This is a genomic window from Brevirhabdus pacifica, from assembly GCF_002797755.1.
Taxonomy (GTDB): domain Bacteria; phylum Pseudomonadota; class Alphaproteobacteria; order Rhodobacterales; family Rhodobacteraceae; genus Brevirhabdus; species Brevirhabdus pacifica.
Genome location: NZ_PGFI01000012.1, coordinates 410,571 through 436,834, shown reverse-complemented (window position 1 = coordinate 436,834; position 26,264 = coordinate 410,571). Strand labels below are relative to the sequence as shown.

Sequence of the window (26,264 nt, the reverse complement as noted above, 5' to 3'; positions counted from 1 at the left end):
GCCCCCCAGGGTCGTGTCAATTCAGCGGCGGACCATGCGGGCGCGGCCGAAGGTCGTGTCCAGGTCGATCTGGCTGACCCGGTAAAGATCGTCGCCGATCTTGTTGTAGGTGACCGTGAAGGGGAAATGCTTCTTCTCGGCCATCTCCTCGGGGCTCCAGCCCTTCAGGCGGTCGTAGGCGCCGTTGCAGGTAAAGCCTGTGTCGGTCGGCTTCGGCCCCTTCAGCGAGATCTTCGAGGCCCGCTTGCCGTCGAACATCTTGACGCTGTAGTCGCAGACATCCTTGCGCGGCACGTCGCGCAGGGCGCCGTAGATCGCGGTCATCGGATCGACCGACCCGGCCTGGGTGGCGGGGTTCACGTCATCGGGGCCGGGGGGCTTGGGCGGAGAGTATTTCTTCACCTGAGGCACACCGCCCCGGAAGTTCATCACCGACTCGTTGTTGCGCACGCCGGTCGTCTTCTCGGTGTAGCTCTGGGGCACGAAACGGTCGCCCTTGACCGCGCCGTTCGAGCTGGCGTCGTAGCGGACCTTGACGATCGCGCCGACAAGGCCGGTGCTTTCGACCTTGCCGGCCGCCGCGTAGGAGGCGCCGTTGTCGACGCCGGTGAAGGCCAGCGCGCCGGTCTTGATACCGCGCAGGTAGATGTCGAATGTCGCCTTGTCGGTCCGCTCGGCGGCGGTGCCGGCAACGGGGGCGGCGACGGTGGAAAGGGCCATTGCCACCGGCAGGGCGGCGGCCAGGAATGTCTTCTTCAGGGTTCTTTCGGTCGCGAACATCGGGATTACCACTCGTATTGTTTGTGACGTCTTGAGGCTGGACATACCATTGCCGCACAGGGCAAGACAGCCATCGGGCCGTTATCGGGGCTCACATATTCGGCAAGCGGAAGTGTGCAAGCGAACGTGAGTGATATTTCAGAAATGGCAGGAAGCGTGAGCGCGGGCGACCGCCGGGCGCTGGCCCGCGCGATCACCCTGGTCGAAAGCAACCGCGCCGATCACCGGGCCCGCGCGACCGAATTGCTGGACAAGCTGCGGGCGAACGGACGCCAGGCCCTGCGCATCGGCCTGTCGGGCACGCCCGGCGTCGGCAAGTCCAGCTTCATCGAGGCTTTCGGCATGCAGCTGGTCGAGCAGGGGCTGCGGGTCGCGGTGCTGGCGGTGGACCCGTCCTCGGCGCGGTCGGGCGGCTCGATCCTGGGGGACAAGACCCGGATGGAGCGGTTGTCGCGCGCCCCCGGCGCCTTCATCCGCCCCTCGCCCAGCCAGACCCAGCTGGGCGGCGTCGCCCGTCGCACCCGCGACGCCATTGCCCTGTGCGAGGGGGCGGGCTTTGACGTGGTGCTGATCGAGACCGTGGGCGTGGGCCAATCCGAGACCATGGTCGCCGAGATGTCGGATCTGTTCGTCCTGCTGCTGGCCCCCGCCGGCGGCGACGAGCTTCAGGGCGTCAAGCGCGGCATCATGGAGATGGCCGACATCATCCTTGTCAACAAGGCCGACGGAGAGCTTCGCGCCACCGCGACCCGCACCTGCGCCGATTACGCGGGCGCCCTGCGCCTGTTGCGCCGCAGGGAACAGGACCCCGAGGGATTTCCCAAGGCGATGCTGGTTTCGGCTGTCGAGGGCACCGGCCTGGCCGAGGCCTGGGACGAGATGCGCCGCCTGGCCGACTGGCGGCGCGAGCAGGGCCACTGGGACCGCCGCCGCGCCCGTCAGGCCCGGCACTGGTTCGAGGAGGAGCTGCGCGCGGGGCTCCTGGCCCGGATCGACGCGCGCGAGGATCTGCGCGCCCTGATCGCAGAGCTGGGCGAGCAGGTCGCCCGGGGCGATATGGTGCCCGGCGCCGCGGCCGCCCGGGTGCTCTCGCGGCTGGGCGACGACTGATCCCGGCCCGGGACGGGAGATTCGCCCAGGCCGGGGCCGCCGACGGCGGGACGGCATGCGTCCCTGTCCGGGCGCCCCTGTGAGGACAGGGATTTTCTGCCGGAAGGGGGGCGATTTTTCGGGGATGAATCGCTTGACGCTGCCCTGAGCCGCGCCTATAGACGCCAGACAGATTTTCGGGCGCTGCATAAGCGGCGCCTTTTCACGTTAGACGAACCTCCGCCCGGCCCGATGCCGAACCGGGGTGCCGTCGTCAGAGAGACAAGGATAACAGCCATGTCGCGCCGTTGCGAACTGACCGGAAAAGGCCCCATGGTAGGCAACAATGTCAGCCATGCGAAAAACAGAACCCGTCGCCGGTTTCTGCCGAACCTGAACGATACCACGCTGGTTTCGGAATCGCTGGGTCGCAGCTTCTCGCTGCGGATCTCGGCTTCGGCACTGCGGACCGTGGATCACCGGGGCGGCCTCGATGCCTTCCTGGCCAAGGCGAAAGACGCCGATCTGTCGGACAAGGCGCTGAAGATCAAGAAGGACATCGCAAAGGCCGGCGCAACCGCCTAAGCGATTTCCCGTCTGGCCGCGGATCACCGCCGGCCGACCGATGATACATTCGACCCCCGTTCACCCGAGCGGGGGTTGATTGATTCCGGGGTGCCCTGTCGCAAAGGGCCGCTGCCCTTCTCACATCTCAACATAGTCCAAGGCATTCACGCCCGGACCTTGCCGTTCTGAGTCTGCGAGGGGGGCAACACGTCTCGCCCCCGGCAAAATTGCACGGGGGCGAGAGTGGTGAGTGGCAGGCGGAGGGTCCTGCCGTCAAGGGCAGCCAAACTGCCCCTGCCTGGGTGGGTGCGTGCCGGCGCGGCCATTGGCCGTCTTCGCCCGGGACACCCGTTCTCGGTCACCGCGACGCGGCGGTGACGCTATCCGAAATTCTGGTCAAGGCCGGTCCCATTGCTTCCGGCGGTCAGGGGGATGTCGGGGCTCGCTCGCTCGTCGCCGCGGGGGCGGGACGGGCCGGCCCCGGGGCACTCAAACGCGAAACACTCGTCAAACACTCCCCCCGGGTCGAAACTGCAGGTACTGGTCCGGTCTTCCGGCGCGCAACACACGCGCACCGTCTTACACAGGAGCAACGTGCGGCCCTGCGTGCTGTTCCGGTTCAGAGGGGGGAAAGGAGGCGGGCCGGCAAGGCTCCGCCGATTGGGGCCAAACGGGGGCCAAGGTGGCCCGAGCGGATTAAATCACCCCTCAGCGGCTGTGTTGTTGAAATATAAGAAACAATCGAGGATGAAGGGGGTGTTGGCCCAGCAAAGGGCGCGGGTGGCCCCATCCCCACCGCCAAAGGGAACGGTTTCCGCCCCTGCCGACTCCGGGGGGCGGAACCGCGAGGTTATCGGACGATCTTGCTTTCGATGAACTCGATCATCTCCTCGGAATCCCATTCGGCCGGCCCTTCCAGCCGCCCGATCTCGCGCCCCTCCGGGTCGATGAGAAGGGTGACCGGCAAGCCACCGCCCTGAAGGGCCGAGAGCGACAGCATCGTGTCGTCCTGGTAGGCCGCAAGCTCGGTCACGCCCAGCTTGTCCAGGAAGGCTTGAACCACCTCGGGCTTGGCCTTGTCGATCGACAGGATCACCACCTGGAAATCGTCATCCCCCAGCCGCTTCTGAAGGGCGTCGAGGGTGGGCATCTCCTTGACGCAGGGCGGGCACCAGGTCGCCCAGATGTTCAGAAGAATCGTCTTGCCGCGCAGATCCTCCAGGGTCATCGCCTTGCCGTCGGGATCGTTGAAGCGCACCGGCGGCAGTTCGACCGCAGGGAGGGTCATCTGGAAGGCCTGCTCGGGCGCGGCCACGGCCGCCCCGGTGCCGAGCAGCGGGGCCAGGCCCAGGCCCAGAACCGTCAACGCGTTCGCGGCGAGGCGCAGCGGGCGGGAAAAGGGGCGGGGAGCGGGACGGATCATCCGGCGGTTCCTTTCGTGCCGTTGGCGGCCCCGGCGGCGGCGTCATCGCGCAGCTTGCGCGCCAGGGGCAGAATGGTGTTGTCGATGTCGTCCTGGGTCAGCGGGCCCACGTGGCGATAGGCGATCCGACCCTGGCCATCGATGATGAAGGTCTCGGGCACGCCGTAGCTGCCCCACTCGATGGCGACCCGCCCGTCCAGATCGGCGCCGGTGCGGGAATAGGGATCGCCCAGCTGGGCCAGCCAGGCGCGCGCGGCCTCGGGGTCGTCCTTGTAATTGAAGCCGTAGATCGGGAATTCGCCCTTTTCTGCCAGGGCCATGATCAGCGGATGCTCGGCCCGGCAGGGCACGCACCAGGAGGCGAAGACATTGACCAGCGAGACGTGTCCCTGAAGGTCCGGTGTGGCCAAGCCCCCCTCGCGCCCCTTGACGGCCTGAAGGTCGAACTGCGGCACCGGTTTGTTGAGCATCACCGACGGCAGGTCATTGCTGCCATAGCGCAGTCCCCACGCGAACAGCGCGAAGAGCGCGATCCCGACGATCGGCACCACTACGGCCAGACGCAAGCGGCCCCCGGCGGGCTTGTCCGCGCCATCGTCAGCCGGCGGGACAGGGGGCGCCGTGGGCGCGGTGTCGGTGTTGGTGTCGGTGTTCCGGGGGTCGTGGTCTTGCGGCGCGTCGGTAGGGCTCATGCGGTCTTGTCCTTGCTTCCCGGGGCTTGTCACGGTCGGGGTGACGGGCTGAGGTCACGGGCGGACAATGAGAATTCCGGCCCCGAAGGACAAGGGCGAACCCGGAAAGCGCACGGGTTCTTGACCGCGCCGCGACCGCGTGACGCCGGGGGCAGGGTGCGCGGGGACCTATTCCACCGCGTCGCTGGCCTCCTTATGAAGCGCATCGCCCCGGTTCGAGATCTCGTGCGCCAGCACGGACTGGTCGTCATAGGCCTCGACCATGGTGATCGTGGACAGATCGAGGGTGAAATACATGCCCACGGCCAGCAGGGCGGCGATGGTGGTGCCGGTCAGAAAGGATGTCATGTCAGGCTCCCCGTTCTGGTGTCGTCGTCCAGAAGGCCCTTGGCCTCAAGCTCCTTCAGCCACAGCTCGTGATGCTCCTCGGCCCAGTTGTAATCCACGTCCCCGTCCCACATGGCGTCGATCGCGCCCTGCATGCCGACGGTGCCGATGTAGATGTGACCGATGAAGATCGCGATCAGCAGCACGCTGACGATGGCATGGGTCAGCATGGTCCAGGTCATCCATTCCAGCCCGAAGACGTAATAGGGGAACATCAGCACGACGCCGGTCGCGATCATCAGGCCACCGCCCAGGATCGCCGACCAGAAGATCAGCTTCTGACCTGCGTTGAACTTGCGCGCGGGCGGGTTGTCGGGATTGTCCGAGAACAAGCCGCCGCCCCGCTTCAGCCAGTACCAGTCCAGTTTCTCGGGCAGGTTCCGCCAGGTCCAGAGGCTGGCCATCACCAGCAGCCCCAGCGCGAAGGGCGGGAAGAACAGCGGATGGCCCCAGGTCGCCAGCCAGCCGGCGTCGCCCAGCACATCCTCGCCGAAGGGGCGGATGAGGGTGTCGCCATAGCCGATGGTCAGCCCGGTCAGCGCCAGCATGATGAAACTGCCCGCGGTCATCCAGTGATTGGCCCGCTCGAGGAAGTTGAACCGCCGCACACGGCGATGGGCCTTGCCATGGGCGATGGGCACTCGGCCGCGGATTGCCAGCATCAGCGCCAGCAGGAAGGAAAAGCCCAGGATCGCGAAGGCGCCCAGGTGGGTGGCCACGTCGACCATGCCCATGCGCCAGTCGCGGGCGGCGGGCCGTTCGAAAAGCGGCGCGTTGGGATAGGGCAGCGACGACAGGCCCACCACTTCGCGCCCCGGGGCCAGCATCGAGCCGGTGTCACTGTCCAGCGAGGCCCAGGCACGGGTCAGGGCGCGGTCGCCCTCCTGGTCGAAAAGCCGTCCGCCATCCATCAGCGGGCGCGCGGTCAGGTGATCGCCCCCCTCCAGCGCCAGTGGCGGCTGGTCGCCGTCGGGCGAGGGGCCGGTGCGGAACCGCTCGTCCTGCAACCGGGTGCGGTTGCGCAGGATCTCGGCCGCCAATAGCCCGCTGTCGGGCAGGGCGTTGTCGCCGGTGGCGGGGGCCACGTCGCCGGCCGTCGCCTCGACCGGGGCGCCGCGCAGGCGCTCCACCCCCCAGTGACGCTCGGGGGCGGTCACGTCCGGGCCGCTCAGCAGCAGGATGAATTGAAAGGCCAGCGCGACGGCCAGCAGAAGGGCGGCGATCGCGCCGCCGATGCGGTAGGCGGTGAAGTCGCGCCCCCGGACCAGGACCTCTTTCTCGCTCATGACTTCTCTTCCGGGTAATATGCGGTTTTCCAGCCCCAGGCCCCCGAACCGTAGCCACGGTGGATGACCCGCTCGCGGTAGATCTCGCCGATGGTGTCGCCGTCACCCGCCAGCAGGGCGCGGGTCGAACAGACCTCGGCGCAGATCGGCAGCTTGCCCTCTGCGATGCGGTTGCGGCCGTATTTCTCGAACTCTGCCTGGCTGCCGTTCTCCTCGGGGCCGCCGGCGCAGAAGGTGCATTTGTCCATCACGCCGCGGCTGCCAAAGAGAGTGCTGTTGGGATATTGCGGCGCGCCGAAGGGGCAGGCGTAGAAGCAGTAGCCACAGCCGATGCAGGTGTCCTTGTCGTGCAGCACGATGCCCAGGTCCGTCTGGTAGAGGGTCGAGACCGGGCAGACGGCGACACAGGGCGCGTCGGTGCAATGCATGCAGGATATGGCGACCGAGGTCTCGTCAGCCTCGCCGTCGTTGATGGTGACCACCCGACGGCGGACCATCCCCCATGGGACTTCGTGCTCGTTCTTGCAGACGGTCGAACAGGCGTTGCATTCGATGCACCGGTCCGTGTCGCACAGGAATTTCATTCGGGACATGGATGGTTCCTCAGGCTGGTTCGATTCGGCAGATGGTGGCTTTGGTCTCCTGCATCTGGGTGACCGAGTCGTAGCCGTATGTCTGCGCGGTGTTGGAGGCCTCGCCGATGACGTAGGGCACGGTGCCGACCGGGTAGCGATGGGACAGATCCTCGCCCATCCACATGCCGGCGAAGTGGAAGGGCATGAAGGCCACGCCCGGATCGACCCGCCGTGTCACCATCGCCTGCACCCGCAGGTTGCCGACGGGGGTGCGCACCCAGCAGAAGGCCTTGTTCTCGATGCCGGCGGCGCCAGCGTCGGCGGGGTTGATCTCGACGAACATCTGCTGCTGGAACTCGGCCAGCCATTTGTTCGACCGGGTCTCGTCGCCGCCGCCCTCGAACTCGACCAGGCGGCCCGATGTCAGGATCATCGGAAACTCCTGGCTGTAGTCCTGCTCCTGAATCGACTCGTAGAGCACGGGCAGGCGCCACATGCGGCGATCCTCGAGGGTCTTGTACTCGGGCAGCAGGTCGCGCCGGACGGTATAGAGCGGCTCGCGGTGGACCGGGACGGGGTCGGGGAAGTTCCAGACCACCATCCGCGCCTTGCCATTGCCATAGGGGGCCAGGTTGTGGGCCAGCATCACGCGCTGAACCCCGCCCGACAGGTCGGTCTTCCAGTTGACGCGCATGATCTTGTCGCGCAGGGGCGCGTCGGGTTTGGGGTCATCTTGGGGGTTGTCGGCCAGGTAGGCGCTGATCGCGGTGATGGCGTTGTCGGGATAATCGGGGAATCGACGGCGGACCGATGCGCGATCGGTCGGAGCGTTCGAGTCGGCCTTCTCCTTGTTCTTCTTCTCGGCCTTCTTCTCGGCAGGCTTGTCGCCGGGCTTCTTCGTGCCATCGCCGTTGCCGCCGGTGTTGGCCTCGAACGGGCCGCCTTGCCAGCTTCCTTCGTCGGTGGCCAGCGCCTCGCCCTTGCGGTCCAGCCGGTTCTGGCGGGCGAACTCCTCCAGCCGGTCCATGGCGTCGCGCACCTCGGCGTCGGGCATCTCCAGCATGTCCAGCGAAAAGCGGTCGGCGGCGATGGCGACGGCGATCAGCATTTCGCGGTCGGTCAACTCCCCGGCCCAGCCAAGGGCCTGGAGCATGCCGATCGTCCCTTCGGGATACCCGTCGCGGATCTCGCTGCCCTTGGTGAAACTGTCCTCGGCCAGCAGGTTGCGGCCCTCGTGCTCAACCCCCCAGCGGGCGCGGAAGGGCAGGCCCCCTTCGCGCACGGATTTCGAGGTGTCGTAAAGCAGCGGCGTGCCGGGGTGGCCGTGGGTGTCCTTGCCCCAGGCGGGCCAGGGCAGGCAGTAATATTCGCCCTTCACGGGCTCTTCCTTGCCCAGCAGGGAGACGCTGTCGAACTTGTCCTGATGATCCATGTGCAGGCGCAGGCGCTCGGGGCTCTGGCCGGTGTAACCGATGGTCCAGCAGCCGCGGTTGATCTCGCGAAGCAGGTCATAGGCGTCGGGCACGCCGTCCACGATGCGGATGCCCTGGAACAGCTTGTCGGCAAAGCCGAAGGCCTCGGCAAAAAGGCGCACAATCTCGTAGTCGGTCTTGGATTCGAAGATCGGGTCGACCACCTGGTCGCGCATCTGCACCGAGCGGTTGGAGTTGGTGACCGTGCCGTGGGATTCGGCGGTCGAGGCCGCCGGCAACAGATATACCCCGTCGGTCTTGTCGGTCATGATCGCGACCTGGGTCGGATGCGGATCGATGATGGTCAGCAATTCCACCGTGTCGAGGGCGGCGCGCTGCTCGGGGCCGCGGGTCAGCGAGTTGGCGGCATGGCCCCAGAAGGTCATCGCCTTGACCGGGTTGGGCTGTTCCAGGTTGGCCGGATCCTCCAGGACGCCGTCCAGCCAGCGGCTGACCGGCATGCCCGCCTTCTCCATCAGCTCCTTCGAGCCGAAGCGCCCCTTCACCCAGTCGTAGTCAACGCCCCAGACGCGGGCCCAGTGCTTCCATGCCCCCTCGCTCAGGCCGTAATAGGCCGGCAGCGTGTCGCAGGAGACGCCCATGTCGGTCGCCCCCTGCACGTTGTCATGGCCGCGGAAGATGTTGGTGCCGCCCCCCGACTTGCCGATGTTGCCAAGCACAAGTTGCAGGATCGAGGCCGCGCGCGTCTTGTTGTTGCCGATGTGGGACTGGGTCAGGCCCATGCACCAGATCAGGGTGCCGGGGCGGTTCTCGGCCAGGGTGCGGGCGACGCGGCGGGTCTGGTCAGCGGGAATGCCCGAGACGCGCTCGACCTCCTCGGGGGTCCATTTCTCGACCTCGGCGCGCAGCTCGTCCAGCCCGAAGACCCGCTGGCGCAGGTACTCGCGATCCTCCCAGCCGTTGGCCAGGATCTCGCGGATCAGCCCGTTGATGAAGCCCACGTCGGCGCCGGGACGGATGCGGACATATTCATCGGCATGGGCGGCGGTGCGGGTGAAGCGGGGATCGACCACGATCAGGGGCGCGCCGTTCTCCTTGCCGGCCAGGACATGCAGCATCGAGACGGGATGCGCCTCGGCGGGGTTGCCGCCCAGGATGATGATCGAGCGCGAGTTGCGGATGTCGTTGAACGTGTTGGTCATCGCGCCGTAGCCGAAGGTGTTGGCGACGCCCGCGACGGTGGTCGAGTGGCAGATCCGGGCCTGGTGGTCGATGTTGTTGGTGCCCCAGAAGGCGACGAACTTGCGGAAAAGATAGGATTGCTCGTTCGAGAATTTCGCCGACCCCAGCCAGTAGGAGCTGTCGGGCCCGTATTTCTCCCGGATGGCGAGCTGTTTCTCGGCAATTTCCTGCATCGCCTGGTCCCAGGAGATGCGTTTCCAGACGCCGCCTTCCTTCTTCATCGGGTATTTCAGGCGCCGTTCGCTGATCGCGATTTCGCGCATCGCGGCGCCCTTGGCGCAATGGGTGCCCTGGTTGACGGGGCTTTCAAAGACCGGTTCCTGCCCGATCCACACGCCTTGCTGGACCTCGGCCCAGACCGAGCATCCCACTGAACAGAAGTGACAGATCGTCTTGTGCCGCGTGACCTCGCCCGAGGTGTAGGGCGTGGAGGCCTCCGCCCGCTGGACGGTGCCCGCACTCCAGCCCGCGCCAAGCGCCAAGCCCATCAGTCCGCTGTTGCGCAGAAAATCGCGCCGGGAGGGGGCAGAGGCCTCGGCCGCCCCAAGCGGGGCCGCGCGACCGGGGCGCGGGGCGCTGGGCGACTGTCCCGGCCGGTCGAAGGTCTTTCTTTTCAGCATGGTGTCTGTCCTTGCTTTCGTCAGGCGCGCAAAGGCGCCGCCGGCGCGGGGCTCAGCCCCGGGCCAGCGCGTAATAGGTGCGGATGTGGTCGGTGTCGGCGATCTGCGGATCGTGGCGTCCCTTAGGCCCGGTCGGCGCCGCATCCGGCGTGGCGGCGGCGGGGCCGGCGGCGACGCTGGCGGCCAGCGCGCCGGTGCCGCCCAGCAGACCCCGGCGGCTTATCCCCGGTCCGGGGCGGTTGGCCTGCGGGCGGGGGGGCTTGGGGGCGTGCGGAACTTCATCGGACATCTGGGACCTCGCGTGGGATCGCGGCGCCTGGGGCGCGGAATTGCGGGCAGGGCGGGCGGCGGCATGGCGCCCCGCCTGTCAGACTCCAACGAGGACACCGCGCCGGGGTTCCAGCGAAAGGGCGAGAAATGTGAGTGTGCACCCGGACTTGTGATGTGCAGGCGCGGGTAGGTTCACAGCGGGTCGCGGATGTGAGGTCGCCGAAACGAGTAGGGGCGCCGCCACGACCATTCGCGGCGACGCCCCCTAAGGCGATCGGTGTCGTCCGGGTGTCAGAGTTCCTCTTCCACCTGGGCATAGGCCAACAGCGCGAAGAGGCCCGTGCCCCCAAGCACGTTGCCGATGAACGTCGGCAGGATCAGGGTGAACGCCGCGTCGAAGACCCCCATCTCGCCGTTGAAGACCAGCAGGAAGGCCTCGGCCGAGCCTGCGACAACGTGGGTCAGCCCGCCGGCAGCGATCAGGAAGGTGAAGAGGATGATGGTGAAGATCTCGAACCCGCGGGACGAGGGCAGCATCCACACCAGCGCCGCGATGAAGAAGCCTGCCGGCACGCCCAGCCACATCGCGGTCCAGCCCGCGTTGTGCGCATACTCGCGCGAGATGACCAGCATCGCCTCGATATGTTCGGCCGTGGCGGTCCCGAAATAAAGCGTCACCGCCATCGTCGCCGCCGCCCCGGTAAGGTTGGCGGCAAAGACCACGCCCCAAAGCCGCGCCGCGACGCCGGCCCGCGACAGGCTGAAGTTGTTCAGCAGCGGCAGGATCACGGTCAGGGTGTTTTCGGTGAAAAGCTGAAGCCGGGACAGGATCACCAGCACGAAGCCCACCGTATAGCCAAGGCTTTCCAGCAGCGACAGGTACGGGTGCCCCTGGAGGCCGGTGTGCAGGATCGCCTCGGCATAGACCGAGGTGGTGATGCCGATACCGGCGGCGACGCCGGACCACCACAGGGACTGGACCGGGCGCGACAGCTCCTCGATGCCCTCGTGGCGCACGATGGAGTAGACGGTGACCGACGACAGGCCCTGCCGCTCGGCGATCTGGGCCTTTTCCTCCCGGTCGCGCTGGTATTTCGGGGCGTGCTGTTCGCGCTCTTCCGAGAAGGGGTTCTCTTCCTTCTCCTCGGCCTCGGCGGGGACCTGGTCGGCGCCCGGGCCGGCGTTCGCGCCCGTGGCGTGATGGCCGGGGGCGGCCTGCGGATCGTCTTGGTCGTAACGGCTCATGAAAGGCCTCCGGTTGGAACGTGTTGACCTGATCGCGAGCCGGAGCAGGGCAGGAGGCCTTGCATGCGCTCGTCGCGGGGACGATCTTGCGGTCTTTCCCGCACAAACACCAGCATTGGTTGAAAGTTCCCGAATTCCCTGAGGTTAACCCGGAGATAGGCCGGATCGGATTTAACTAAAATGCAACCTATCGCGCCAATCTTTGCATTGGCGGGCGGGACGGCTTGCACGGATCGCACCCCCGGCGTTTGACTGCGTGCCGGGCGGATGCGCCGCCAAGGTGCCGCCGTCCACGCCCGCACGAAGGCCGGTCAGGGGTCGGCCGGTGGCCAGCAATTCGGCGGACACGAGGGGAGAAGACCAATGCGTTCCATCACACCGGTCCTGCTCTGCGGCGGCGCGGGGGAGCGCCTTTGGCCGCTGTCGCGCCAGAGCTTTCCCAAACAGTTCGCGCCGCTGACCGGCACCCGGTCGCTGTTCCAGCAGGCCGCGACGCGCCTCGCGGGCACCGGGCCCGGCCACCACTATTCCGCGCCGCTGGTCATCACCGCGTCGGATTACCGCTTCATCGCGACCCAGCAACTGGCCGAGGCGGGGATCGACCCCGGTGCCGTGCTGATCGAGCCCGAGGCGCGCAACACCGCGCCCGCGGTCCTCGCCGCCGCGATACACGCCTCGGCGGCCAATCCCGACGCCATGCTGCTGATCGCCCCCTCGGACCACGCCATCGGCGATCGCGATGCCTTCGCCGCGGCCGTGGGACAGGGGCTGGCGGCGGCCGAGGCGGGGCGTATCGTCACCTTCGGCGTCGCCCCCGACCGGCCCGAGACCGGCTATGGCTACCTGGAACTGGCCGGGCGCCCGGACGCGACGGGCGGTGCCACCGACCTGCGCCGCTTCGTCGAGAAGCCCGATGCCGAGACCGCCGGCGGCATGATCGAGGCCGGCAATTTCCTGTGGAACGCGGGCATTTTCCTCGCCTCGGCCCGCAGCCTGATCGACGCCTTCCACGCACATGCGCCCAATCTGGTGCGCCCGGTGAGCCAGGCGCTGGCGCGGGCCAGGCCGGATCTGGGGTTCCTGCGTCTCGACCCGGCGGCCTGGTCGGATGCAGAGGCCATATCGGTCGATTATGCGGTGATGGAGAAGGTGGCGGGGCTGGCGGTCGTGCCCCTGACCGGGGGCTGGTCGGATCTTGGCGGTTGGGACGCGGTCTGGCGCGAGGCGGGCCCGGACGCGCGCGGCGTTGCCCTGTCGGACCGCGCGCTTGCCATCGACTGTCACGACAGCCTCCTGCGCTCCGAGGCCGAAGGGACCGAGATCGTCGGCATCGGGCTGCGCGATGTCATCGCCATTGCCATGCCCGACGCGGTCCTGGTGGCCGACATGAGCCGCGCCCAGGACGTCCGGCTTGCGGTGGAACACCTGCGCGGCAAGGGGGCGGCCCAGGCCACCGATCATCCCCGCGATCACCGCCCCTGGGGCTGGTTCGAAAGCCTGGCCATTGGCGACCGCTTCCAGGTCAAGCGCATCCTTGTGCATCCCGGCGCCGCCCTGTCGCTGCAAAGCCATGTCCACCGCTCGGAGCATTGGGTTGTGGTCAGCGGCACCGCCCGGGTCCAGATCGACGGCGAGGAGCGGCTGGTCAGCGAGAACCAGTCCGTCTACGTGCCCGTCGGCGCCCGCCACCGGATGGAGAACCCCGGCAAGGTGCCGATGATCCTGATCGAGGTGCAGACGGGGCCCTATGTCGGCGAAGACGACATCGTGAGATACGAAGACCTTTATTCCCGCGACCCGGGCGAATAGGCTGCCGCTTCGGACGCCATGCCGCGGATGTTCGTGCGGGCCGGCTCTTGCCGGGGGCGGAGTCTCTGCTATCTCGCAAGGCGACGCGGCATGTTGGGACAGCCGGGCAACATCCGGGGGCAACCGGGTGGGATGATCCTTGTCGCGTCGGAATGGGGAAACGGAAAATAAAGAAGGTAGTGGTGGATCAGACCAGTAGTCCGCAGGACATCGTGAATGTCGCGGGGCAGCTTTTCGAGGGCGGCGGCGACATGGGCCGTCGCATGGCCGCTTTTGACTGGGACGGCACACCGCTGGGCCCGCCCGCGGGATGGCCGCGCTCGCTGAGGGTGCTGGTGCCGCTGATGCTGAAATCGCGCCAGGCGATGTTCATCATCTGGGGCGAGGCGCGCACGCTTCTCTACAACGACCGCTATGCCGAAGTCCTTGCACGCAAACATCCCGCGGCCCTGGCCCAGCCCTTCGATCAGGTCTGGAGCGAGATCTGGGAAACCGACCTCGAGGCGCTGGTCGGCCGCGCATACGGGGGCGAGTCCATCCACATGGATAACATCGCCCTGTTGATGGAGCGGAACGGATATTCCGAGGTTGCGAATTTCTCCTTCTCCTACACGCCGATCCGCGATGGCGGCGACAATGTCTCGGGCATCTTCTGTCCGCTGAACGAGATCACCTCCCAGATCCGCGAGGAGGCGCGGCAGCGCTTCCGCATCGAGCTGATGGACCGGCTGCGCGGCGGCAGCGATTCCGGGCTGATCATGCGCGACGCGATCGAGCTTCTGGCCCATCACCTTGGCGCCAGCCAGGCCGCCTTCGCCGAGGTCGATCCGGACGATGAGCACGTCATCATCCAGCAGGCTTGGGCGAGAGAGCCAGAAAAGTGCCTGTCCGGTCGCTACCGGATGGATGATTTCGGCCCCGAGGTCATCGGCGCCCTGCGCTCGGGCAAGGTGGTGGCGGTGCCCGATGTCTACCGCGACCAACGAATCGCCGGCACGGTATACGAGCCGGCCTACCGCGCGCTGGAGGTCACGGCCCTTCTGGACGTGCCCCTGTTCCAGCACGGTCGCATGGTCGGCCTGATCGCGGTGCTGTCGGATTCCGAACGGCACTGGAACGCCAGCGAGATCGCCCTGGTCCAGGAAGTGGCCGACAACGTCTGGGCCATGCTGCAACGCGCCCGCGCCGAGAACATCGAGCGGCGGCGCCTGGAACAGCTTCAGATCCTCACCGAAACCTCGGTGCGGGTGACGGCGGCCGACGGGCTCGATGCCGCGATGGACCAGATCATCGAGGGCGCGCGCCGCGTGGTCGAGGTGCATCAGGCCGTCGTCAGCCTGACGGCGGGCGAGCATTGGGAACAATCGATCAACGCGGTCTACCTCAGCGACAAATACGCTGAGTTCGCCGAGTACGATGCGCCCCCCACGGGCGAGGGGATCTACAACCTCGTCTGCGAGGAAAACCGCGCCCTGCGCATGACCCAGGCCGAGCTGGAGGCGCATCCGCGCTTTCGCAACTTCAGTGCCGACGTCGATGTCCACCCGCCCATGCGCGGTTGGCTGGCCGCACCCCTGGTCGGGCGCGACGGTCAGAACCTGGGCCTGATCCAGCTTTCGGACAAGTGCGACGGGACCGAGTTCGACCAAGCCGACGAGGCCATTCTGCTGCAGATGGCCCAGCTGGCCGCCGTCGCGGTCGAGCAGGCCCGCATTTCCGACGCCCTGCGCCGCAGTAAGGACCGCAGCCGCCTTGCCATCGAGGCCGCTCAGGTCGGCATCTGGAGTTTCGACGTTGAGAAGGACGAGCTGAAATGCGACAGCCAGTGCCGCAAGCTCTTCAACCTGGACACCGACCGCTCGACCCTGCCGGGGGACGCTTTCATCGAGGTGCTGCACCCCGGTGACCGGGGACGGGTCACAGCCGCGGTGCGCGCCGCGCTGACCGACCCTGAGGGGGGTATTTTCGATTGCGAGTATCGCGCGACAGGGCTGAACGGCGACGGCGACCGCTGGCTGAAGGCCAAGGGACGCGCCCTGTTCGAGAAAGGTCGCGCCACCCGGTTCACCGGAACCGTAATGGACATCACCGATCGGCGCCGCACCGAGGAGCGCCAGACCCTGCTGGCGCGCGAGATCGATCACCGCGCCAAGAACCTGCTGGCGGTGGTGCAGTCGGTGGTTCAGTTGACCCGGGCCGACACGATCCGCGACCTCAAGACCGCGCTGGTCGGACGCATTCACGCCCTGTCGAAGGCCCACAATCTGCTTGCGGCCTCCCAATGGGCAGGCGTCCCCTTGGCCCAGATCGTCGAGGGGGAATTTGTGCCCTTCCGCGAGTCGCTGCCCCACCGCATCGTCGTCGAGGGACCCCAAGTCCAGCTGATGCCGGCGGCGGGCCAGTCCCTGGCGCTGGTGCTGCATGAACTGGCGACCAATGCTGCGAAATACGGCGCGATGTCCGGCGACGGCGGCCTGCTGCATGTCCGCTGGCGCCTCGTAGGCAAGGCCGAGCGCGACGCCCAAGGCGCGCCCATCGCCAAGGGGGCGTTGGAACTGACTTGGTGCGAAAGCGAAGGGCCGGCGATCGCCCCGGATCGGCGGGACGGCTTTGGCACGACCATGATCAAGGCAATGGTGCAGGGGCAGCTTGGCGGCGTTCTGGACGTGAACTGGGCCGCTGACGGGCCTGAGTATCGCATGGTCCTGCCCCCCGAGCAGATCGCCAGGGGCACCGTCGACCCCGCGCGCCCCCGCGGCGACGAGCCGGCCCGCCCCGTGGCCATGAGCGAGACCCGGCTGGAGCGGATCCTGCTGGTCGAGGACGAGGCGTTGATCGCGCTGGAGATGGCGGCGGCGCTGGAGGATTCGGGGATGACGGTGCAGGGACCCTTCGCCCTGGTGAACGAAGCGCTGGCAGAAATCGAGCGCGCCCGCCCCGACGCGGCCATATTGGACGTGAACCTGGCGGGCGAACGCAGCTATCCCATCGCCGACCGGCTGCGGGAATTGGGCGTGCCCTTCGCCTTCTGCACCGGCTATGCCAGCCTTCAGGATCTGCCGGGCCGCTTTGCGGCGGTGCCGATGCTGCGCAAGCCCATCAGTGACAACGACCTCAAGGCGGTGCTGGCGCGCCTGGCCTGAGCCCCGCGCGCCGCGCGCTATTTCGGCGCGTCCTCCCCGGGGGGCGGCGCGATTTCCAGCTTCACCGCGCCGTACCAGTCGGCGGCGGCGCGGATCTCCTCGTCGGTCATGTCGGCGGCGATGTCGGTCATCACCTCGTGGACGCGTTTGCCGGACCGGAAGGCCTTGAGCTGGGTGTCGATGTAGATGTTGGCCTCCCCGGCCAGGTTGGGTGTGTGTGCATCCTCGGTAATGCCGTCGACACCGTGACAGCCCGCGCAAAGCTCGGGCGCGTCCTCGGGGTCGGCCTCGAGGGTGGCGGTGGCGACCTGGGCCCCATACCAGGCGGCCAGATCGTCGATCTGCTCGTCGGTGAGGGCGGCGGCCACCACGCTCATCATCTCGTGGGTGCGGGTGCCGTCGCGAAAGGCGCGCAGCTGTGCCGCCAGATATTCGGCGGGCTCGCCCCCGATATGGGGGGCGATGGGGATCTTGGCATAGCCGTCCAGCCCGTGGCAGGTGCGGCATTGTCCCGCCAGCTTGCGGCCGGCCTGCGGATCCCCCCGGATCTCGCCCGGAATCTCGGGTGCGCCCGCCTCCGCCCCTTCGGGCGTGGCCGACGAATGCGCGGGGGCCGACCCGGCGTCTGCGGCACCTGAACCGGCCGCCGCGTTACCCGAACCTGCGCCCGCCCCCGGGACCGGGGTGGCGCCGGCAAGGAGGACCCCTGCCAGCGCCGCGTGCACGATCAGCCTCATTTGTCGTAACTGATCCGGTAGAGGGCGCCGGCCAGGTCGTCCGACACCAGGATCGAGCCGTCGCGAAGCTCGGCCACGTCGACAGGGCGGCCAAGGTATTCGCCGTTCTCATCGATCCAGCCCTCGGCAAAGGGCTCGGTGGTGGCGTTGCCCTCATCGTCGATGAAGGTCACCATCACCCGTGCGCCGACCGGCGTCGTGCGGTTCCAGGACCCGTGCTGGGCCGAGAAAATCGCGTTGCGGTACTTCGCCGGGAACATCGACCCCTCGTAGAACTCCATCCCCAGGTCGGCCGCGTGGGCCACGGTTTCGACCGCGGGCATCACCACGTCGGCGGGCGGCTCCTCTCCCTTGTACTCGTTGGTGCGGACGTCACCGCCCCCATACCAGGGCGCGCCAAAGTTCTGGCCCGCCGCGGTCTGGTGGTTGATCTCGCCCGGAGGGATGTCGTCGCCCATGCCGTCGACTTGGTTGTCGGTGAACCACAGCTCGCCGGTGACGGGGTGGAAATCATGCCCGACCGAGTTGCGCACGCCGTAGGTATAGACCTCGCGTCCGGTTCCGTCGGTGTTCATGCGGATGATGCCGCCGATCCCGTACTTGTTGTACTTGTCCAGCTTTTCGGCCGGGGCGACGTTGAAGGGCTGTCCCAGCGAGATGTAGATCTTGCCGTCCGGCCCGATCTTGCAGACCCGCGCCGTGTGGTTGAAGCTTTCCTCGTCCGTGGGGATCAGATCCCCCTTGGCGACCAGGTTGAAGGCCGCCACGTCCGGGCTTTCGTAGAAGAACTCGGCGGCGGGAAAGAGAAGCACGCGGTTCTGCTCGGCGATGTAAAGAAAACCATCGTTCGAGAAGCAGGGCCCGTTGGGGATGCTGAAGGTCAGCGAGGGGGCGAAATCCTTCACCTCGTCGGCCTTACGATCCTTGTTGCGATCGGTGACCGACCAGACCTTGTCCTTGCGGGTGCCCACGAAGGTGACGATGCCCTGCGGACCCACGGCCATGTGGCGGGCGTCGGGCACGATGGCGTAAAGCTCGATCTTGAAGCCGTCGGGCAGGGTGATCCGCTCAAGCGTCTTGCGAATACCATCTGCATACTCGCCCGACTGTTCGATGAACCGGAATTCGGTGGTGCCGGTGCTTTGGAAATTCGACAGCTTTTCCAGATTGTCTGGCACATCGGCGGTTTGCGCGCGCGCGGCGCCGCTGCTGAGCAGCGCGACAGCGGCAGCTGTTGCTACGATTATTCTCATCACATCCTCCCAAATGACGGCGGATTACCGCGAGAGGAATGTTGAGCGAGCGCCGCGTTTGCGTCTGTGCGACCAAAAGACGGCTTGCCAGTTGCCCCAAGGTCAGGTCTGAAGGGGGTATTCCCCTATCCCATAGACGCCAAAGCTGCCAAAAATCGCCGCTTTTCGGCGAATCGGCTGTCAGCGCCCGGGCGGGGGATCTACCCCCCGAAGCCGCCGCGCGAGCCTACGGTCTTGCCGAATCCACCGCGCGAGGCCACAGACGCCCGTGTCATCGGTGCCTTGCCCAGAGTGGAAGGCGGACGGGCGAAGTGATTGGCGCCCAGCGTCGCCCGGCCTCGGTTCGAGCCGTAGACCTGGCTGCCGGTGGCATTGGCAAAGCGCCCGTTCGACGTCTTGTAAAGCGGCTGCGCCCCGACACCGCCCCGGCCCAGCATGTTGCCGATCAGGTATCCCGCCAGCAGCGGCATGAAGATGCTGCCCGAGCCGCCGGACTGGTTGCCGACCGCGTCGGCCTCGGATCCGCAGGCCCCGGCGCCGTGCTGTTCCTCGCAGAGCTGAAGGCTGTCATAGCGCGGCGCGCTTTCCACGTGCAGCTTCTGCGCCTCGGCGAAGGCTGCGGCGCAATCGGCGGCATCGGGGCCGCCGGCGCCGGCCGATGCGGCCGCTTCACAGCTTTGCAGATCGGGGAATGCCTCGGCTTCGACCTTTTCGTGCTGGCAGCCGGCCAGGGTGAAGGCGGTGGCGCCCAGGATGGTGAGCGCGACGCGGTTGGAGCGTTTTCTCATGTCGTGTCCTTTCGAACGTTTCGCGCGGTCGCGGCCCGCCCCACCCGGGGGCGGGGGCCGGTCAGTCGCGGATGAAATGCGGCTTGAACCGCGACAGGTCCTGGGTGATGCGCGCGCGGTCCTCGCGCAGGCCCATGCCGGCGGCCTCGTGCCCGACGATCCAGGCACCCACAACGGGGCGGAACCCGTCGAACTCGGGCAGGGCGTAATAGGCCTGGATCACCTTCGGATGGGCGGCATATTCGTCGCTGGGCGAGGCGTCGGTGACGCGGCCGCTTTCGACGATGGCGATCGACGCCCCCTCGCGCGAGAAGAGCGGCTTGCGCACGTGCCCGCGCAACAGTTCGGGCGCCACCCGGTCGAAGGCCTCGGCCACCGAGGGGGCAGGCGCGCCCTTTCCCGTCAGCGCCTCGGCCACGTCCTCCTCGAAGAAGGCGGGCAGAAGGTTCGGGTGGCCCTCGAACATCTGCCACAGGACGGGCAGCAGACCCTTGTTGGACAGCAGCCCCTTCCAGGGCGGCTCCAGAAAGAGGGTGCCGGAGGTGGCCAGGTGATCGGCGAACTCGTCGCGGAAAAGATCCTCCCACGGATACAGCTTGAAGAGGATGCCGATGACCCGGTCCTCGTCGTCGAGGAACTGGCCCTCGGTGCTGATCGCGATCTTCTCGAGGTCGGTGTAATGGGCGCCCAGGTCGGCGGCGCGGGCGGCCCAGCCGAGGCTTTCGACGGTGGCGTAATCCTCGGGCACGTCGGCCATGGCGGCAAAATGCAGATCGGTGCCGGGGGTGAACAGCTCGCCAAACCGCTCGATCAGCGCCTCGTGGATACCGTTGAACTGATCGTCGCCCTCGCGCAGGACGCCGGCCTCTTGTTGGGCCTCGAACCAGCGCCACTGGTAGGAGGCGCTTTCGTAAAGCGAGGTCGGCGTGTCGGCGTTGTATTCCAGCAACTTAGCCGGCCCGGTGCCGTCATAGGCCAGGTCGAACCGACCGTAGAGCTCGGGCTCCCCCCGGGACCAGCTGTCGGCGACCAGGTCGCGATGGGCCTCGGGGATGGCCAGACGCTCCATCAGTTCCTGGCTGGCGACGATGGCGGCGGCGGCCTCGCGGCACATGGCGTGAAGCTCGGTCGCCGGATCCTCGATGTCATCCTCCACCTGGCGCAGGCTGAAGCAATAGGCCGAGGTCTCGTCCCAATAGGGCTCGCCATGCATGTCGGCAAAGGTGAAGCCAAGCTCCTCGGCTTCCTCGCGCCAGCCATCACGCTCGGGCAGGGGGATTTTCTGCATCAGGGAAACCTCGTATCGGACCCCGGATAGCTAGCGCGTTCCGGGGCCGGGCGCCAGCACCCAGCGCGGCCTGCGGGACACCAACGCGAAAGGCCCCGCCGGGGAGGAGGCGGGGCCTTTGCACATCCGGGCGTGGCGGGGCTGGCTCAGCCTTCGGCCCACATCCGGTATAGGTTTGCCTTGGCCTTGAGCAGCCGGTCGAAATGCGGGGTCTTGCCGCTGTCCCGGAAAAGGGCGTCGGCGGCCACGTCCAGGTCGTGCAGCACCTCGCGCCGGGCCGGGTCCCGGACCCAGCTCTGGATCCAGCCGACGATGGCCAGCCGCTCGCCGCTGGTCACGCCCTCGACCCGGTGCAGGACCGAGGTCGGGTAGAGGACCGCGTCGCCAGGCTCCAGCCGGAAGCGGCGATCCTCGATCTGCTCTTCCATGATCAGCCCACCACCCTCGTAGCTGTCGAGGGGCGACAGAAAGAGGGTGAAGGACATGTCGGTGCGCGCACCGGCCATGATCGCGTCATCCACATGGGTGCCGTATTCCATGCCGGGCCCGTAGCGCGACACCAGCGTTCGGACGAACTTGCGGGGCCGGGCGACCGAGCGGAAGACCTCGTGGCGCGAGAGCGCCTCGGTGGCCTTGCTCAGCACCGCCGAGAGGGCGTCGGACTTGGCGGCCTGCTCGTTGCGCTTGACGCCGCGGGCGTAGCGGCCCGCCGTGGCGCGGCCGTCCTTGTAGGGCAGGGCGGTGGCAGCCTCCCGCAGGGCTGCCACCTCGGCCTGGTCAAGAACGTTTCCCAGAACGAAGACCATGGTTCAGCGCACCGCCATCGCGGCCAGCTCCATGCGCGCGGCGGCGCCGTAAAGCAGGCTGGGATCGATGTTCATCTCGCCCAGGCCCTGCATGTCGCCGTAGGCGGTGTCCAGCTCTCCGACCAGCTCCAGGATGCGCCCGGCGGCCTTGGCCACGTCGGCGTTACCGTCCTGGGACAGGCGCTGCGCCTCGGCCTCGACCGACCGCAGGAAGCCCCAGCTGTCCTGGTATTCGTGCAGGTTGGCGATCTTGCCGTCCTTGGTGCCGACGGCGTATTCCTCGGCCGCGATGCGGGTCAGGCCGGCGAGGGCCAGCAGACGGGCGCGGGGGCCGCCACCGGCCTGATCGCGGGCGCCTTCGAGGTTGGTGATGACCGTGTCGAAGAGGCCTTGGACCTCTGCCAGTTCGGCGTCACGCTCGACGGCGGCGGCGAGGGCCTCGATGTCACCGCGCAGCTCGCCGCGGCCCATCTCTTCCAGCTCTTCGGCGACGGCCTCGTATTTCTCCTCGATCGGGTGGCCCATGTGGGTCTTGGCAGCCTCGAGGTCGCCCAGCTCGTAAAGGGCCAGGCCCGCGCGCAGGTGACCAGCCATGAAGCCCATGTCACGCTGGAAGGTGACGGCGTCGCCCTTCTCGGAGGAACCGCCCTCGCTCTCGCCCTCGGCGGCGGCGGCAGGTGCGGCTTCGCCTTCACCCTCTGCCTCGGCATGGGCTTCCTCGCCCTCACCTTCACCTTCGCCCTCGGCGTGGGCTTCCTCACCGGCTTCGCCTTCGCCTTCACCCTCGGCGTGAGCTTCCTCGCCGGCTTCGCCTTCGCCTTCGCCCTCGGCGTGAGCTTCCTCGCCGGCTTCGCCTTCACCTTCGGCCTCGGCGTGAGCTTCCTCGCCAGCTTCGCCTTCACCTTCGGCGTGGGCCTCGTCGCCTTCGCCTTCGCCTTCGCCCTTGAGGAGCTTCAGGCGCTTGGCTTCACCTTCACCTTCGCCCTCGCCTTCACCTTCGGAAGAGGCAAGCACGATGCTGGCGCTGGCGCTGTCGGCATCGCTGATGTGGTAGGGGTTGGGGTAGCCCGCGCCGACGGGCGGGGTGCCGGACACGGCCGGGGCCGCGAGGCCAACGGCGGCGGTGCCCAGCGTCAGCAGACGGCGGGCGCGGATGGTGCGGGGGGTCTTGCTTTGGGTCATGATTCACTCCTTGCGCAATGCGGATTGACCTTCTGAAGCCTCTGCTAACCGAACATCGAGGCCTTGGCAATAAATCCGACAAAAAAACTATGTTATTTTTTCAGGCCCCTCGCGGCCGGTTCCCGCAGGCGATGCCGTGAACAAATCCGGCCGTTCCGCGTTGGGACTTTTTACACCTGAAAGGATTTCCCATGGCGTCGCGTCCCGTCTGGAAAGGCCAGCTTCGGCTGTCGCTCGTCTCGATCCCGATCGAGATCCACAGCGCCAGCAAGACCGGCGCCCGCGTCTCCTTTCGCCAGATCCACGGACCCAGCGGTCAGCGGGTCCGCTATGAGAAAACGGTCCCCGGTGTCGGGCCCGTGGATGCCTCGGAAATCATGAAGGGATATGAGACGGGGGACGACGAATACCTGCTGATCGAGCCCGAGGAGATCGACGCGATCCGGCTGGAGACCAAGAAGACCTTCGAGCTGGTCCAGTTCGTCGGCGCCTGCGAGATCCCGCCGCTCTATTTCGACAAGCCCTATTACATCGTCCCATCGGACGACCTGGCAGAGGATGCCTACCGCGTGGTGCGCGATGCCCTGCGGCAGGCCGAGAAGGTGGGGCTGGGCCAGATGACGATGCGGGGGAAGGAATACCTCTGCGCGGTGAAACCCTGCGGCGACGGGCTGCTGCTCGAGACGCTGTTCTACGGGGACGAGATTCGCGAGGCCGAGCCGCTTTTCTCCCAGATTGCCGACGAGAAGGCGGATGACGACCTTCTGGCCGTGGCGACGCAACTGATCGAGAAGAAAACGGCGCCGTTCAACCCCGAGGCTTTCGAGGATCATTACGACAAGGCCCTGCGGGAGTTGATCGCCTCCAAACGGCGCAACTCCAAGACGCCCCGGGCCCGCCCTGACGAAGACGCCGCCGCGCCCAAGGGCGGTAACGTGGTCGATCTGATGGCGGCGCTGAAGGAAAGCCTGGCCGGGTCGGGCGGCGGTAAGACGGGGGCCAAGGGATCGTCGGGGTCGAAGTCGGCGGGCAGCAAGGGGTCCAAGGCGCCTGCCAAGGCTGCGTCCAAACCCGCGTCCAAGCCGGCCTCGAAGTCGGCCGCCACGAAATCGGGCGGTCGGAGCAGGAAGGCGGGCTGATGACGCGGCTGGACCGGTATCTCGCCAAGCGCGATTTCGCGGTAACGCCCGAGCCGGACGCGCAGGGCACCCCCTCGGCCATGGGGCTGCGGTTCTCGATGCAGAAACACGCGGCCACCCGCCTGCATTTCGACCTGCGCCTCGAATGGGACGGCGTCCTGCTCAGCTGGGCCGTCACCAAGGGGCCCAGCCTGGATCCGGCCGAAAAGCGCCTTGCCGTGCGGACCGAGGATCACCCCCTGTCCTATCTGCAGTTCGAGGGCACCATTCCCAAGGACGAATACGGCGGCGGCACGGTGATGCTGTGGGATCTGGGCTGGTGGCAGCCGCTGCATGATGTCGATGAGGGTCTGAAATCGGGCAAGCTGCATTTCAACATCCACGGCCAGCGCCTGACCGGCGGTTGGGCCTTGGTGCGCATGCGGGGCCGAAAGGCTTCCGACAAAGGCCGCGAGAACTGGCTGATGATCAAAGAGCGCGACGAGGCGGTGGTCGAGGGCAAGGCGGCCGAGATCGGGCAGGCGCAATCCACCGGCATCCAGTCGGGCCGGGATTTCGACGCGATTGCCGCCGGGGGCAAGGCGGCCTTTCCGCCGCGCCGCACAGCCGCCCGTCCGAAGTTCCGCAAACCCCAGCTCGCCACCCTGCGCGACACGGTGCCCGAAGGCGACGGCTGGTGGCACGAGCTGAAGCTCGACGGCTATCGCGGGCAGGCAGCGATCGGCAAGGGCGGCGTGCGGATCTGGACCCGCAGCGGTCAGGACTGGACCGACCGCTTCGCCGAGTTGGTGCCGTGGTTCGAACGGCTGGACTGCGCCTCGGCCCTGATCGACGGAGAGATTATCGCCGGGGCCGGTCACAGCGGCTTTGGCGCGTTACAGACCGCGTTGAAACACGGCGGGCCGCTGGCATTTCAGGCCTTTGACCTGCTGGAGCTGGACGGCAAGACCCTTACGGACCTGCCCCTGCGCGACCGGCGCGAGATGCTGGATGGGCTTTTGTCCGGCCTGCCAGCCCGCGCGGCCCTTGCCAGCACCACCGTGATCGAGGGCGAGGGCACCGCCATGCTGGACGCCATCTGTCAGGCCGGCGGCGAGGGGCTGGTCGCAAAGCGCACCGACAGCCCCTATCGCGCGGGCCGCAGCCGAAGCTGGATCAAGGTCAAATGCGACAAGCGGGCCGAGTTCGTGATCGTCGGCTACCAGCAGTCCGACAAACGCGGTCGCCCCTTTTCGTCGCTGCTTCTTGGCACATACGAGCGTGGCAAGCTGCACTATCGCGGCAAGGTCGGCACCGGCTTTTCGGACGAGGGGATGGCCGAACTTGCGGCGGCAATGGCCCCGCTGGAGGTAAGCAAAAGCGCGCTTTCGGACCCGGATGACGCGCCTGCGCGCGGCGTGCGCTGGCTGCGCCCCGAACTGGTGGCCGAGGTTGTCTATGGCGAGATCACCGGCGACGGGCGCCTGCGCCATTCGCGTTATCTGGGCCTGCGGGGCGACAAGCCCGCCAAGGAGGTGGAGATGGACGAAGAGGTTCCCGCCCGCAACCGCAAGGGCGAGAAGGCGGCAAGCGATGCAAAGACCGCCAAACCCGAAGCGAAAGCGTCAAGGAAAGCGGGCCCCAAGGTCGCGGGCGTCACGATCTCAAGCCCCGACCGGGTCGTCTTCGAGGATACCGGCACCACCAAGCTGGAGCTTGCCCGCTATTATGCGGCCGTGGCCCCGGCCATGCTGGACGAGACCGCCCGCCGGCCCCTTTCGCTGGTGCGCCACCCCTCGGGCCTGTCGGATCCGGGGTTCTTCCAGAAACACGTGGCTCCGGGGTTCGAGGATCCCATCCGCAAGGTGGCCATAGACGAGGCCGACGGCGATGATGCCGAATACATGTATGTCACCTCGGCCGGCGGCCTCGTCACCGCCGTCCAGATGGGCACGATCGAATTTCACCTATGGGGTGCGAAGGTCGACCGGCTGGACCGGCCCGACCGTATGGTGCTGGACCTTGACCCCGACGAGGCTGTGGGGTTTGCCGAGCTGCGTGCTGCGGCCCAGGACATCCGCGAGCATCTGGCCGATCTGGGGCTGGAATGCGGGCTGATGCTGACGGGCGGCAAGGGGGTGCACATCATGGTGCCCCTGCGCCGGTCCAACGACTGGGACACGGTGCGCGGCTTTGCCCGGACCTTCGCCACCATCCTGGCCGAGCGCGAGCCGCAGCGGTTCACCGCCACCATGTCCAAGGCGCGGCGCAAGGGGCGGATCTTCATCGACTGGCTGCGCAATGACCGGGGCAACACCGCCATCGCGCCCTACTCGGTGCGCGCCCGTCCCGGGGCGCCCGTGGCGATGCCCATCGACTGGCGCGAGCTTGACCACAAGCGCAAGTTGCCGCGCTTCGATCTGTCTGCCGCACAAGACCGCGCCAAGAACGGCCCGGTTGCCTTCCCCGAGCCCCAGTCGATCACCCGCGAGGTGGTGGACCGGCTGGAAGTCTTCGCAAGCGGGGAATAG

At 67.4% G+C, this 26,264-nt stretch carries 21 protein-coding genes; 6 read left to right on the top strand and 15 right to left on the bottom strand.

The genetic code is table 11. The features are described from left to right. Nucleotides 1-21: 21 nt before the first annotated feature. Nucleotides 22-780 (bottom strand): DUF3108 domain-containing protein, encoded by a 759-nt coding sequence (locus CLV77_RS11545; protein ID WP_157802052.1) that lies wholly within the window; start codon nt 778-780, stop codon nt 22-24. A gap of 144 nt (nt 781-924) precedes the next feature. On the opposite strand from CLV77_RS11545, the gene meaB reads away from it, so the two are divergent. Continuing rightward, the gene (meaB, locus tag CLV77_RS11540) at nt 925-1,890 is read left to right on the top strand and encodes a methylmalonyl Co-A mutase-associated GTPase MeaB (protein WP_076980436.1); all 966 of its coding nucleotides are present in this window, start codon (nt 925-927) and stop codon (nt 1,888-1,890) included. A 276-nt stretch (nt 1,891-2,166) separates the two neighbouring features. Continuing rightward, nucleotides 2,167-2,454: a 50S ribosomal protein L28 gene (rpmB, locus tag CLV77_RS11535; protein ID WP_076980437.1), complete on the top strand. Its 288-nt coding sequence runs from the start codon at nt 2,167-2,169 to the stop codon at nt 2,452-2,454. A gap of 832 nt (nt 2,455-3,286) precedes the next feature. On the opposite strand, the gene CLV77_RS11530 is transcribed toward rpmB, so the two are convergent. The 8 genes from CLV77_RS11530 to CLV77_RS11495 form a co-directional block, all read right to left on the bottom strand. After that, a complete protein-coding gene (locus CLV77_RS11530) occupies nt 3,287-3,859 on the bottom strand; it encodes a TlpA family protein disulfide reductase (RefSeq protein ID WP_233128023.1) in 573 nt (190 codons plus the stop codon). Then, entirely contained in the window at nt 3,856-4,551 is a 696-nt protein-coding gene (locus CLV77_RS11525; protein WP_083707824.1) for a DsbE family thiol:disulfide interchange protein, read from the bottom strand. Before CLV77_RS11525 ends, CLV77_RS11530 begins: the two co-directional genes overlap by 4 nt. A 168-nt stretch (nt 4,552-4,719) precedes the next feature. Next, entirely contained in the window at nt 4,720-4,899 is a 180-nt protein-coding gene (locus tag CLV77_RS11520) for a hypothetical protein (protein WP_076980438.1), read from the bottom strand. Continuing rightward, nucleotides 4,896-6,224 (bottom strand): formate dehydrogenase subunit gamma, encoded by a 1,329-nt coding sequence (locus CLV77_RS11515; protein ID WP_076980439.1) that lies wholly within the window; start codon nt 6,222-6,224, stop codon nt 4,896-4,898. The genes CLV77_RS11520 and CLV77_RS11515 overlap by 4 nt, the downstream gene beginning before the upstream one ends. Further along, entirely contained in the window at nt 6,221-6,817 is a 597-nt protein-coding gene (gene fdh3B / locus CLV77_RS11510) for a formate dehydrogenase FDH3 subunit beta (protein ID WP_076980440.1), read from the bottom strand. The genes CLV77_RS11515 and fdh3B overlap by 4 nt, the downstream gene beginning before the upstream one ends. A 10-nt stretch (nt 6,818-6,827) precedes the next feature. After that, nucleotides 6,828-10,094 (bottom strand): formate dehydrogenase subunit alpha, encoded by a 3,267-nt coding sequence (locus tag CLV77_RS11505; RefSeq protein ID WP_076980441.1) that lies wholly within the window; start codon nt 10,092-10,094, stop codon nt 6,828-6,830. A 52-nt stretch (nt 10,095-10,146) separates the two neighbouring features. Next, nucleotides 10,147-10,383, bottom strand: coding sequence for a twin-arginine translocation signal domain-containing protein (locus tag CLV77_RS11500; RefSeq protein ID WP_076980442.1), 237 nt, complete (start codon nt 10,381-10,383; stop codon nt 10,147-10,149). Nucleotides 10,384-10,655: 272 nt separating this feature from the next. Continuing rightward, nucleotides 10,656-11,609, bottom strand: a complete 954-nt coding sequence (locus CLV77_RS11495; protein WP_083707825.1) for a formate/nitrite transporter family protein — start codon at nt 11,607-11,609, stop codon at nt 10,656-10,658. A 363-nt stretch (nt 11,610-11,972) separates the two neighbouring features. On the opposite strand from CLV77_RS11495, the gene CLV77_RS11490 reads away from it, so the two are divergent. Both CLV77_RS11490 and CLV77_RS11485 read left to right on the top strand, forming a co-directional pair. Beyond that, nucleotides 11,973-13,418, top strand: coding sequence for a mannose-1-phosphate guanylyltransferase/mannose-6-phosphate isomerase (locus tag CLV77_RS11490; protein WP_076980443.1), 1,446 nt, complete (start codon nt 11,973-11,975; stop codon nt 13,416-13,418). Between the two features lie 182 nt (nt 13,419-13,600). Beyond that, entirely contained in the window at nt 13,601-16,561 is a 2,961-nt protein-coding gene (locus CLV77_RS11485; protein ID WP_076980444.1) for a GAF domain-containing protein, read from the top strand. A 17-nt stretch (nt 16,562-16,578) separates the two neighbouring features. Here CLV77_RS11485 and CLV77_RS11480 read toward each other — a convergent pair whose 3' ends face one another. From CLV77_RS11480 to CLV77_RS16605, 6 genes are all read right to left on the bottom strand, one after another. Beyond that, nucleotides 16,579-17,298, bottom strand: coding sequence for a c-type cytochrome (locus CLV77_RS11480; protein ID WP_083707827.1), 720 nt, complete (start codon nt 17,296-17,298; stop codon nt 16,579-16,581). Continuing rightward, nucleotides 17,295-18,551, bottom strand: a complete 1,257-nt coding sequence (locus CLV77_RS11475; protein WP_076980445.1) for a PQQ-dependent sugar dehydrogenase — start codon at nt 18,549-18,551, stop codon at nt 17,295-17,297. The genes CLV77_RS11480 and CLV77_RS11475 overlap by 4 nt, the downstream gene beginning before the upstream one ends. Before the next feature lie 200 nt (nt 18,552-18,751). Further along, complete coding sequence (locus CLV77_RS11470; protein WP_076980446.1) at nt 18,752-19,339, bottom strand: DUF1190 domain-containing protein; 588 nt, start codon at nt 19,337-19,339, stop codon at nt 18,752-18,754. A gap of 61 nt (nt 19,340-19,400) precedes the next feature. Next, a complete protein-coding gene (locus CLV77_RS11465; RefSeq protein WP_076980447.1) occupies nt 19,401-20,627 on the bottom strand; it encodes a glutathionylspermidine synthase family protein in 1,227 nt (408 codons plus the stop codon). 146 nt (nt 20,628-20,773) lie between these two features. Beyond that, entirely contained in the window at nt 20,774-21,433 is a 660-nt protein-coding gene (locus CLV77_RS11460; RefSeq protein ID WP_076980448.1) for a Fe2+-dependent dioxygenase, read from the bottom strand. Nucleotides 21,434-21,436: 3 nt separating this feature from the next. Beyond that, the gene (locus CLV77_RS16605) at nt 21,437-22,615 is read right to left on the bottom strand and encodes a hypothetical protein (protein ID WP_076980449.1); all 1,179 of its coding nucleotides are present in this window, start codon (nt 22,613-22,615) and stop codon (nt 21,437-21,439) included. A 191-nt stretch (nt 22,616-22,806) separates the two neighbouring features. Here CLV77_RS16605 and ku point away from each other — a divergent pair, with 191 nt between their 5' ends. Both ku and ligD read left to right on the top strand, forming a co-directional pair. Further along, nucleotides 22,807-23,754 (top strand): non-homologous end joining protein Ku, encoded by a 948-nt coding sequence (gene ku, locus CLV77_RS11450; protein ID WP_076980450.1) that lies wholly within the window; start codon nt 22,807-22,809, stop codon nt 23,752-23,754. Beyond that, nucleotides 23,754-26,264, top strand: a complete 2,511-nt coding sequence (gene ligD, locus CLV77_RS11445) for a DNA ligase D (RefSeq protein WP_076980451.1) — start codon at nt 23,754-23,756, stop codon at nt 26,262-26,264. The genes ku and ligD overlap by 1 nt, the downstream gene beginning before the upstream one ends.

Coding starts and splice junctions, on each gene's coding strand:
- ligD (WP_076980451.1), top strand. CDS start 23,754: ATGACGCGGCTGGACCGGTATCTCGCCAAGCGCGATTTCGCGGTAACG.
- CLV77_RS11545 (WP_157802052.1), bottom strand. CDS start 780: ATGTTCGCGACCGAAAGAACCCTGAAGAAGACATTCCTGGCCGCCGCC.
- fdh3B (WP_076980440.1), bottom strand. CDS start 6,817: ATGTCCCGAATGAAATTCCTGTGCGACACGGACCGGTGCATCGAATGC.
- CLV77_RS11505 (WP_076980441.1), bottom strand. CDS start 10,094: ATGCTGAAAAGAAAGACCTTCGACCGGCCGGGACAGTCGCCCAGCGCC.
- CLV77_RS16605 (WP_076980449.1), bottom strand. CDS start 22,615: ATGACCCAAAGCAAGACCCCCCGCACCATCCGCGCCCGCCGTCTGCTG.
- CLV77_RS11525 (WP_083707824.1), bottom strand. CDS start 4,551: ATGAGCCCTACCGACGCGCCGCAAGACCACGACCCCCGGAACACCGAC.
- CLV77_RS11475 (WP_076980445.1), bottom strand. CDS start 18,551: ATGAGAATAATCGTAGCAACAGCTGCCGCTGTCGCGCTGCTCAGCAGC.
- meaB (WP_076980436.1), top strand. CDS start 925: ATGGCAGGAAGCGTGAGCGCGGGCGACCGCCGGGCGCTGGCCCGCGCG.
- CLV77_RS11495 (WP_083707825.1), bottom strand. CDS start 11,609: ATGAGCCGTTACGACCAAGACGATCCGCAGGCCGCCCCCGGCCATCAC.
- CLV77_RS11530 (WP_233128023.1), bottom strand. CDS start 3,859: ATGATCCGTCCCGCTCCCCGCCCCTTTTCCCGCCCGCTGCGCCTCGCC.
- CLV77_RS11480 (WP_083707827.1), bottom strand. CDS start 17,298: ATGAGGCTGATCGTGCACGCGGCGCTGGCAGGGGTCCTCCTTGCCGGC.
- CLV77_RS11465 (WP_076980447.1), bottom strand. CDS start 20,627: ATGCAGAAAATCCCCCTGCCCGAGCGTGATGGCTGGCGCGAGGAAGCC.
- CLV77_RS11515 (WP_076980439.1), bottom strand. CDS start 6,224: ATGAGCGAGAAAGAGGTCCTGGTCCGGGGGCGCGACTTCACCGCCTAC.
- CLV77_RS11520 (WP_076980438.1), bottom strand. CDS start 4,899: ATGACATCCTTTCTGACCGGCACCACCATCGCCGCCCTGCTGGCCGTG.
- CLV77_RS11470 (WP_076980446.1), bottom strand. CDS start 19,339: ATGAGAAAACGCTCCAACCGCGTCGCGCTCACCATCCTGGGCGCCACC.
- rpmB (WP_076980437.1), top strand. CDS start 2,167: ATGTCGCGCCGTTGCGAACTGACCGGAAAAGGCCCCATGGTAGGCAAC.
- CLV77_RS11500 (WP_076980442.1), bottom strand. CDS start 10,383: ATGTCCGATGAAGTTCCGCACGCCCCCAAGCCCCCCCGCCCGCAGGCC.
- ku (WP_076980450.1), top strand. CDS start 22,807: ATGGCGTCGCGTCCCGTCTGGAAAGGCCAGCTTCGGCTGTCGCTCGTC.
- CLV77_RS11490 (WP_076980443.1), top strand. CDS start 11,973: ATGCGTTCCATCACACCGGTCCTGCTCTGCGGCGGCGCGGGGGAGCGC.
- CLV77_RS11460 (WP_076980448.1), bottom strand. CDS start 21,433: ATGGTCTTCGTTCTGGGAAACGTTCTTGACCAGGCCGAGGTGGCAGCC.